The organism is Pseudomonas sp. DVZ6, from assembly GCF_024259445.1.
Taxonomy (GTDB): domain Bacteria; phylum Pseudomonadota; class Gammaproteobacteria; order Pseudomonadales; family Pseudomonadaceae; genus Aquipseudomonas; species Aquipseudomonas peradeniyensis.
In genome coordinates, this window is record NZ_JANCLM010000034.1 from 70,609 (window position 1) to 79,164 (window position 8,556).

At 67.4% G+C, this 8,556-nt stretch carries 8 protein-coding genes; 3 read left to right on the forward strand and 5 right to left on the reverse strand.

The features are described 5' to 3' along the window. Nucleotides 1-29: 29 nt before the first annotated feature. A complete protein-coding gene (locus NMG10_RS19250; RefSeq protein ID WP_011535815.1) occupies nucleotides 30-506 on the reverse strand; it encodes an Lrp/AsnC family transcriptional regulator in 477 nt (158 codons plus the stop codon). A 471-nt stretch (nucleotides 507-977) separates the two neighbouring features. Between NMG10_RS19250 and NMG10_RS19255 the strand changes: the two genes are divergently transcribed. Then, entirely contained in the window at nucleotides 978-1,814 is an 837-nt protein-coding gene (locus NMG10_RS19255; protein ID WP_203648144.1) for a DUF6515 family protein, read from the forward strand. A gap of 21 nt (nucleotides 1,815-1,835) precedes the next feature. On the opposite strand, the gene NMG10_RS19260 is transcribed toward NMG10_RS19255, so the two are convergent. Together NMG10_RS19260 and NMG10_RS19265 are read right to left on the reverse strand one after the other, a co-directional pair. After that, nucleotides 1,836-2,705: a cation diffusion facilitator family transporter gene (locus NMG10_RS19260; protein ID WP_232857690.1), complete on the reverse strand. Its 870-nt coding sequence runs from the start codon at nucleotides 2,703-2,705 to the stop codon at nucleotides 1,836-1,838. A 24-nt stretch (nucleotides 2,706-2,729) separates the two neighbouring features. After that, a complete protein-coding gene (locus tag NMG10_RS19265; RefSeq protein WP_050707034.1) occupies nucleotides 2,730-3,149 on the reverse strand; it encodes a hypothetical protein in 420 nt (139 codons plus the stop codon). Between the two features lie 119 nt (nucleotides 3,150-3,268). On the opposite strand from NMG10_RS19265, the gene hrpB reads away from it, so the two are divergent. Continuing rightward, nucleotides 3,269-5,797: an ATP-dependent helicase HrpB gene (gene hrpB / locus NMG10_RS19270; protein ID WP_232857688.1), complete on the forward strand. Its 2,529-nt coding sequence runs from the start codon at nucleotides 3,269-3,271 to the stop codon at nucleotides 5,795-5,797. A 19-nt stretch (nucleotides 5,798-5,816) separates the two neighbouring features. On the opposite strand, the gene NMG10_RS19275 is transcribed toward hrpB, so the two are convergent. Then, nucleotides 5,817-6,473, reverse strand: a complete 657-nt coding sequence (locus tag NMG10_RS19275) for a YciC family protein (protein ID WP_050707032.1) — start codon at nucleotides 6,471-6,473, stop codon at nucleotides 5,817-5,819. Between the two features lie 157 nt (nucleotides 6,474-6,630). Here NMG10_RS19275 and NMG10_RS19280 point away from each other — a divergent pair, with 157 nt between their 5' ends. After that, nucleotides 6,631-7,359, forward strand: a complete 729-nt coding sequence (locus NMG10_RS19280) for a DUF2076 domain-containing protein (RefSeq protein WP_254464920.1) — start codon at nucleotides 6,631-6,633, stop codon at nucleotides 7,357-7,359. A 66-nt stretch (nucleotides 7,360-7,425) separates the two neighbouring features. On the opposite strand, the gene NMG10_RS19285 is transcribed toward NMG10_RS19280, so the two are convergent. Continuing rightward, complete coding sequence (locus NMG10_RS19285) at nucleotides 7,426-8,514, reverse strand: AGE family epimerase/isomerase (protein WP_254464921.1); 1,089 nt, start codon at nucleotides 8,512-8,514, stop codon at nucleotides 7,426-7,428. Nucleotides 8,515-8,556 lie beyond the last annotated feature (42 nt).

The window sequence follows — 8,556 nt, forward strand, 5'->3', positions numbered from 1 at the left end:
CCCCGATCATACGCCGCACGCGCAAGGATTCAACGCAGGTGGGTCAATGGCAGCTCGGTGCTGGCCAGCACCTGGTTGAGCACGAAGCTCGAGCGCACGCTGGTCACGCCTTCGATACGGGTCAGGCTGCCCAGCAGCAGTTTCTGGTAGTGGTCCATGTCCGGCACCACCACCTTGAGCTGGTAGTCGGCGTCCATCCCGGTGACCAGGCTGCACTCGAGCACCTGGGGCAGGCTGCGGATCGCCGCCTCGAAGGTCTCGAAGCGCTCGGGCGTGTGCCGGTCCATGCCGATCAGCACATAGGCGGTCAGGCTCAGGCCGAGCTTCTTGCGGTCCAGCAGGGCCACCTGGCGCGAGATGTAGCCGTCGTCCTCGAGCTGCTTGACCCGACGTGAGCATGGGGAAGGCGACAGGCCGATGCGTTCGGCCAGTTCCTGGTTGGAGATGCGCGCATCGCGCTGCAATTCGGCGAGGATGCTCAGGTCGTAGCGGTCGAGCTTGCTCATGGAAAGGGCCTTTTCTGTTCGGATTGCTGCGAATTATCGATCCTGAGTGAAAAATTGCGCAAGCGCTATTTATCAGAGCAATATTCGCAATCCTCTGCCCCGGCGTCTGGCCTATCTTTATCACCAGAATCACTGCCCGGACATCAGTCCACGGCGACGCGCCCTAGGCGGGCGGTCGCGGCCAGCCATCCAACAGGATCCGCCAGGCCCCCGGGCTACGCACTGTCCAGAAGACGGCGCGAGGTGAGCCGGTGCCACAAGCGCCGAGCACGGACGACAATTCCCGAAGGGAGGCCGCAAGGCCTCCCTTTTTTATTGCGCCGCGGGCTGCGCTTGCCAGGCCCGCGAGCAGCCAATGCAGGTCTTCGAGCAGTTGGCGCACCAGGTTGTTGGCTAATTTAATCTGCCGGTCGTGTTCTGCGGAGTAGACTGCCGACGATAATGGCGGGCGTTTCAATCGAGAGGAACAACATGGGTTCGCGCATCTGGCGGTTGGCAGGTGTTGGTTTGCTGGGCCTGGGCATCAGCCTGGGCGCCCTGGCCGAGGGGCCTGGAGAAGGGCATGACGGTCGTGGCGGCCAGCAGGAGCAGGGCGGTGGCGAACGGCGTGGATCACCGCTCAATTCGCGTGATGAAGTGCGCCAGACGCAACCGCCACGCCAAGGCTACTACCAGGACATTCCCCGTCGCTACGGCGACAACCGTTACTGGGAAGCGGGTGGTCCGGGTCAGCGCCCCGGCGGTGACTGGTCCGGCCGGCCCGATGGGCATGGCAATGGCTGGGGGCCAGGGCCGCAGTACCATCCCGGGCATACCGTCGAGCGCTTCCCGGACCGTTACTGGAAAGTGCCGTACCGCGGGCAGGACTACTTCTACTCCGGCGGCTACTGGTACCGGCCCCATGGCGGCGGCTACGTGGTGGTCACGCCGCCCTACGGTGTACGGGTCGACTACCTGCCGTCCTATGCCCGTGAAGTGTGGCTGAGCGGTGCGCTGTTCTTCCTGGTGGCCGACACGTATTACCAATACCAGGCCAACAGCCGCGAGTACGTGGTGGTCAACCCGCCCGCCGTGGCGCCTGCGCCAATGCCGCAGCAGGGCAGCGGCTACGATGTGATCGCCTATCCGATGTACGGCCAGGGGCCGGAGCAGCAGGAGCAGGACCGCTATCAATGCCATCGCTGGGCGGTGAGCCAGTCGGGCTTCGATCCGGCGACCGCCAGCTATGCACCGCCGGCCAATGTGACGGACAACTATCGACGGGCGTTGGGGGCGTGCCTGAGCGGGCGCGGCTACAGCATCAATTGACGGGGTATTCGCGATAACGGGCTACACCGGGTCGGCGTGAACCATCACATCGGCCCGCGGGTAGCGCTGGCGAATGACGTGCGAGGCCTGCACGCACAGCTCATGGGCGGCATGCAGCGGCATGTCGCCGGGCAGCTCCAGGTGCAGTTGCACGAACCACTGGCTGCCGGACACCCGCGTGCGCAGGTCGTGCACCCCCTTCACCCCGGGGATCGCCAGCACCACCTCCAGCATGCGCTCGCCGATATCGGCCGGCAGTTCCTTGTCCATCAGGATCGCCGTGCTCTCGCGGGCGATCTGCAGTGCGCTCCACAGGATGTAAAGGGCGATCCCCAGGCCGAACAGGGCGTCGAGCTGCGGCCAGCCGAAGCGGGCCAGCAGCAGCGCCAGCAGGATGCTGGCGTTGAGCAGCAGGTCGGAGCGGTAGTGCAGTGAGTCCGCGCGCACGGCGGTGGAGCCGGTCAGGCGGATCACCTTGCGCTGGAAGGCCAGCAGCGCCACGGTCAGCGCCAGTGACAGCAGCATTACCGCGATGCCGGCGGCGGTGTCGCCCAGGGGTTCCGGCGACTTCAGCCGCTCATACGCCTGCACCCCGATCAGCACCGCGCTGACCCCGATGAACAGCGCCTGGGCCATGCCAGCCAGGGCTTCGGCCTTGCCGTGGCCGAAGCGGTGATCGTCATCGGCCGGGCGCAGCGCATAATGCACCGCCAGCAGGTTGAGAAAGGAGGCGGCGGCATCCAGTGCCGAGTCGGTCAGCCCGGCCAGCAGGCTGACTGAGCCGCTCAGCCACCAGGCCACGGCCTTGCTCAGCACCAGGATGCAGGCGACGCTCAGCGAGGCGCGGGTGGCCAGGCGCAGCAGGCGTTGATGTTCGGCGGTGGCGGTCATGCGCAGGGGATCATCCGGATCAGGTCAGGCCGCAGGTACCAGGCCGTAGCTGGCCAGTTGCTCGACACTGCCGCGGTGCTGGATCAGCCGCGGGTCGTTCAGCGGCAGGCGCTGGCCCAGTTCGCTTTCAAGGATAGCCTGCAGTTTGGTCCGGTCGACCTGGCCATCGGCATTGATCGCCGGCTTGAGCTTGGCCGGGTCGACATGGGCCGTGGTGCCCCCGGGGTAGTAGATGGCACCCGTGGCGAAGTCGATGCCGAAGGCGATCAGGCCGGGAATGACATAGAACAGGATACCGATGGCATCCAGCGCCGCGACCACCGGATCGATCTTGCCTTCGATCTGGCCGCGACGGTCGGGGTAGAACAGGGTGCCGCAGGCCGTCAGCTGGGTCAGCAGGGTGGCGATGAGGGCGCCACCGATGACGCGGGAAGGGATGCGCATGTGAATCTCCGGAAGATAACGACAAACAACGGCGCGGCAATCGCCTGCGCCTGAGCTTAAGACCATGATAGGGCAGCCTCGGTTCGCCGTTATACTCGGTCGATTGTTCGAGGACCACCATGATTTCATTACCGATCGATGCCGTACTGTCCGACCTGCGCCAGGCCCTGGCCGAACGTGACGAAGCGGTGCTCGAGGCGCCGCCCGGCGCCGGCAAGACCACCCGCGTGCCACTGGCCCTGCTCGCTGAGCCCTGGCTGCGGGGGCAGACCATCCTCATGCTCGAGCCCCGGCGCCTGGCCGCCCGCGCCGCCGCCGAACGCCTGGCCAGCGAACTGGGCGAGAAGGTTGGCGAAACCGTGGGCTACCGCATCCGCCTGGACAGCAAGGTCGGCCCGAACACGCGCATCGAAGTGGTCACCGAGGGCATCCTCACCCGCCGCCTGCAGGCGGATCCTGCGCTGGATGGCGTGGGGCTGCTGATCTTCGACGAGTTCCACGAACGCAGCCTGGATGCCGACCTGGCCCTGGCCCTGAGCCTCAACGGCCGGTCGCTGTTGCGCGACGAGCCGCCTCTGAAGATCCTGCTGATGTCGGCGACGCTGGAGGGCGAGCGGTTGTCGCGCCTGCTCGACGACGCGCCGATCGTCAGCAGCCAGGGGCGCATGCATCCGGTGGATATCCGCTGGAGCCGCCCCTGGCAGCCTGGCGAGTTTGTCGAGCCGCGCGTGGTCGACTGCGTGCTCCAGGCCCTGGCCGACGAATCCGGCAGCTTGCTGGTGTTCCTGCCCGGACAGGCCGAGATCCGCCGTGTGCACCAGGCGCTGCAGGAGGCCGTGGGCGAGCGTCCGGACATCCTGCTCTGCCCGTTGCACGGCGAGCTTGACCTGAGCGCCCAGCGCGCCGCCATCGAGCCGGCGCCCAAGGGCCAGCGCAAGGTGGTGCTGGCCACCAATATCGCCGAAACCAGCCTGACCATCGACGGTGTGCGCGTGGTGATCGACGCAGGTCTGGCGCGGGTGCCGCGCTTCGACCCCGGCAGCGGCATGACCCGCCTGGACACCCAGCGTATTTCCCGCGCCAGCGCCACCCAGCGTGCCGGGCGAGCCGGGCGCCTTGAACCCGGCGTGTGCTTTCGACTGTGGTCCGAGGCGCAACACGACCAATTGGCGGCCCACGGCAGCGCCGAGATCCTCCAGGCCGACCTGGCCGGGCTGGCCCTGCAACTGGCGCGCTGGGGCGTGCCGCCGGAGCAGCTCAGCTGGCTCGACCAGCCACCGGCCGCTGCCTACGGCCAGGCCCAGGACCTGCTGGCCCGGCTCGGTGCCTTCAAGCCCGGGTGCCGCGACAACCTGAGCACCCATGGCCAGGCCATGGCCGAGCTGCCTGCGCATCCGCGCATCGCCCACCTGCTGCTGCGCGGCCAGGACCTCGGATTGGCCGACATGGCCTGCGATGTCGCCGCGTTGCTGGGCGAGCGCGACATCCTGCGCGGCGGCGGTGCCGACCTGCATAGCCGGTTGGCCCTGCTCAGCGGCGAAAGCCGCGCCTCCCGTGGCGGGCAAGGCGGCGTGCAGCGCGCCCGGCAACTGGCCCGGCAGTACCGCGGCCAGTTGCGTGGCAAACCGCGCAGCCCGGTCGCCGACCCCGATCATCCCCGCTGGCTGGGTGCGGTGCTGGCGCTGGCCTACCCCGACCGGGTGGCGCAGCAGCGTCGCGAAGGCGGCGCCGAGTACCGCCTGGCCAATGGCCGTGCGGCGCTGTTCGCCGAAGCTGATGCACTGATGAAAAGCCCGTGGCTGGTGATCGCCGACCTGGGCAGCCGCCAGGGGCAGCGTGAGGAGCGCATCTACCTGGCCGCCGAGTTCGATCCGGCGCTATTCGACGGTGTGCTGGCCGAGCAGGTGGAGCAGTTCGACCTGCTCGATTGGGACGAGCGTGAACAGGTGCTGCGCGCCGAGCGCCAGCGCAAGGTCGGCGAACTGGTGCTCAGCCGCGAGCCGCTGCCGGAGCTGGATGACGACGCACGGGCCCGGGCTTTGCTGGGGCTGGTGCGGCGCAAGGGCCTGAACTTGCTGACCTGGACCCCGGAACTGCGCCAGTGGCAGGCCCGTGTCGCTATGTTGCGTCAGCTGGACCTGGAAAAGGACGGCCACAGCGAGTGGCCCGACCTGGGTGACGACGCCTTGCTCGCCAACCTGGAAGACTGGTTGCAACCTTATCTGGGCAAGGTGTCGCGGCTGAGCCATTTCGCCAGCCTGGACCTGCCCTCGATGCTGCGCAACCTGCTGCCCTGGCCGCTGCCACAGCGTCTGGACGAGCTGGCGCCATCACACCTGGCCGTGCCCTCGGGCTCCAGCATTCGCCTGGACTACAGCGAGCAGCCACCGATCCTCGCCGTGCGCCTGCAGGAGCTGTTCGGCCTGGCCGACACCCCGCGCATCGCCAATGGCCGCCAGCAGGTCAAGCTGCACCTGCTGTCGCCGGCGCGCCGGCCGGTGCAGGTGACCCAGGACCTGGCCAACTTCTGGCGCACCACCTATGCCGAGGTGAAGAAGGACCTGAAAGGGCGCTATCCCAAGCACTACTGGCCGGACGATCCACTGGTGGCGGAGGCCACGGCCAGGGCCAAGCCAAGGAAAGCCTGACGCCTGGGGAATGCCGGCCTCAGGCGCCGGCTTCACCCTCGAGCAGCATGAACAGGCGGTACAGCACCACGGTGCTGAACAGCTGCAGGAAGCCGCTGAGGCTGTCCAGGGCCAGTTGCACACCAGGCTGCGGCTCGGGGAACAGCTGCAGCAGCAGGCCGTCAATCAGCCACAGCGGCGCCAGCACCGACAGCATGCAGACCATGATGCGCAGGAAGTGCCCGGTGGTCATGCGCGCACTGGTGCGCATCGACTCGATCACCGGCAGGCCGCGCAGCACCAGCAGGTACTCGGCGAACACCAGGTTCACCATGATCCATACGCCGGGGAAGATGAGCAGCGCCAGGCCCGCCATGATCAGCAGCGAACTGATCACGATCAGCAGGGCCAGCATCGGCCACAACTGCAGGGCGCGGGCGAACAGGGCGCGCTTGGCGATGTCCTGGCCGTTGCTGCGGGTGTCGAGGTAGAGGATCAGCGCGGCGCTGTACAGCGGGTAGAACAGCAGGCTGACGAGCATGCCGTAGGCCGGCGAGGCCTGCTCGCCCAGCTGGCTGTAGAGCAGCTGGGTGCCGAGGGCCTCGAGTACCACCAAGGGCAGGCACAGCTGGAGGATGCTCGTCAGGTGACGGCGGAAGAAGTACAGGGAGTCGCGCAGAACGCTCAGCGGATTCATCGGTCAACATCGCATGGCAGAAAAAGCAGGGCGTAACTTTAGCCCAGTCGGCCCGTTTGCTGAAAAAAGTTTCATGGCCCGGACAATTGAATCGCCAAGCCCGGGCCTCCATCTTTGACGCTGTCCGATGTCCTGTTCAGCGCACGAGGTTGCCCCGATGAACACTGAAGAACAAACCCTGATCGATGGCCTGTTCGGCCGTCTCAAGCAAGCCGAGGACCCGGCCCAGCCGCGCGATGCCCAGGCCCAGGCGCGCATCGAGGAGCACCTGCGCCAGCAGCCGGCGGCGCCTTACTACATGGCCCAGGCGATCCTGGTCCAGGAGACGGCGATCAAGCGCCTGGACGAGCAGAACAAGCAGCTCGAGGCCGAACTGCGCCAGGCTCGCGCGCAACTGGATGCAAGCCGCCCCAGCAGTGGCGGTGGTTTCCTCTCCAGTATCTTTGGCGCGGGAGCCCGCAATCCAGAGCCGCAGCGCCCGGTCGCGCCGCCGCCGACTTCTGCGGGTGGCTGGCGTGAACCGGCGTCCCAGGCCTATGCCCCGCCACCGCAGCAGCCGGGCTTCGGCGCGGCGCCCGCCCCGGCGCGCAGTGGCGCCAGCAGCTTCCTCGGCGGTGCCATGCAGACCGCGGCGGGTGTGGCCGGTGGCGTGTTGCTGGCCCAGGGCATCAGCAGCCTGTTCAACCACAACTCGCAGCCTGAGGAGATCGTCGAGGTGATCAAGGAAGCACCGGCGCCGGCCAGCGACGCGGGTGGCTGGAATGACCAGGACACCCAGCGCCAGGTGGCGGACAGCGGGGGCTGGGGCAATGACCAGGGCGGTTATGCCGATGCCGGTTACAGCAATGACGATGGCGGCTTCTTCTCGGACGATGACTACGTCTGAGGGCCTGACAGACCTGATGCACCGCAGGGGCGGCTCGCGCCCCTCACGGACAAATCCGCGACAACCTCAGATCAGGCGCTGCAGGCCTTCCAGGCAAGTCGCCAGGTGGTAGGGCGTGGTCGAAGGCATGTCATGGCGGCTCACCGCTCCTGCGCCATCGCGGCACTCATGCCAGCCGCCTTCATGCAGGAAGCGTGACTCCAGCGCCGCTAGCTGTGCCAGCAACCGTGCCTCGCTTCCCGGCCGCAAGGCCAGTGCCCGCAGGTACTCCGCTTGCGCCCAGATCCGCTGGGTCGGGTCGATGACCTGGCCGTCCACGTCCAGCATCGCCAGCACCGCCGTATCCTTCACTCCGTACTGTTCGGCAAAGTCGAAGGCCCGCTCGATGGAGGCGTGCAGCGCCGTGCCGCGCAGCAATGGCGAGGTATCCAGCAGGTAGAACCATTCGAACTGGTGGCCTGGCTCGAACCAGTTATCCACAGCCCCACGCGGTTTTTCCAGCATCAGGCCGTGGCTCGGCTCGATGAACTGCGCCTGCAGCGCGTCGCACAGCTGCAGCAGCGACTGGCGAACCTCGTCGTCTTCGCGCACGGCCAGCACCTGGAGAAAGGCCTCGGCCAGGTGCATCTGCGGGTTCTGCAGCGGGCCGCTGCCCAAATCCGACCAGTCCTCACCGAGGCTGGCCTCGTACAGGCCATCGTCGCGGGCGAACTGCTCGGCAACGACTTCGAGGGCGCCGTTGAGCGTGGCCTCCACCAGGCCTTCGCCGACCTTGCCCCAGTAATGGGCGCAAGCGAACACGATGAAGGCATGGGTGTAGAGGTCCTTGCGCCGGTCCAGTGGCTTGCCCTGGGCGTCGATGCTGTAGAACCAGCCGCCGTGCTCGGCGTCGTGGAAATGCTTCTGCAGTGAACGCAGCAGCGCGGCGGCGCGTTCGGCGGCGCCCGGTTGCTCGATGCGGCTGCTGAACAGGTACAGCTGACGGGCGCAGGCCATGGCCCGGTAGCGCTGCACCGGCAGTGGCCGATGCTGGGTGTCCAGGGCTTCGTACGGCAGGGCCATGTCGGCGTTCCAGCCAGGGCCCTGCCACAGCGGCACGATGCGCTCGGCGAAGTGCTGTTGGAAACGGGTCAATGCGGGGCGGGGGTCGGACATGGTCGCGCTCGTGACGGTCGGGCAGGGCGCCATGGTAGCAGA